The organism is Acinetobacter sp. 479375 (assembly GCF_000581715.1).
Classification (GTDB): domain Bacteria; phylum Pseudomonadota; class Gammaproteobacteria; order Pseudomonadales; family Moraxellaceae; genus Acinetobacter; species Acinetobacter ursingii.
The window spans coordinates 1-534 of record NZ_JEZN01000074.1; the positions used below are offsets into that span (position 1 = coordinate 1).

The 534-nt window shown below is 39.0% G+C and carries 1 protein-coding gene; it reads left to right on the top strand.

Annotation, left to right across the window (positions count from 1 at the left end):
- The coding region (locus J500_RS16820) for an IS1595 family transposase (RefSeq protein WP_052024149.1) at positions 1-534 on the top strand (534 nt) is incomplete at both ends.

A 534-nucleotide genomic window follows, 5' to 3' on the forward strand; every position in this document is an offset into this window, starting at 1 on the left:
CTACTCGAGTTTTTTGTGCTTGAAGTGACAGCCAGATCAGCAGCAGATTTACTAGGGATTCACCCTAATTCTGCTGCTCTCTTTTATACCAAAACTCGTAAGATAATCGCCTATCATTTAGGGCTGGAAGCCCTCGAAGTGTTTGATGGTGAAATTGAACTGGATGAAAGTTATTTCGGTGGCACACGCAAGGGAAAACGGGGAAGAGGTGCTGCTGGAAAAGTGATTGTGTTTGGTTTGCTTAAACGAAATGGAAAGGTCTATACGGTTATTATCCCCGATACGAAATCAAGCACCTTAATGCCTGTAATTTCAGAGAAAATAACTCCTGACAGTATTGTTTATACAGATCACTGGCATAGTTATAATGCTTTGGACATAGCAGGTTTTAGACATTATAGAATCAATCATTCAAGCCATTTTGCGAATGGGTATAATCACATCAATGGCATTGAGAATTTCTGGAATCAGGCGAAAAGAACGCTAAGAAAATATAATGGAATACCCAAGGATTCTTTTCACTTGTTTATTAAG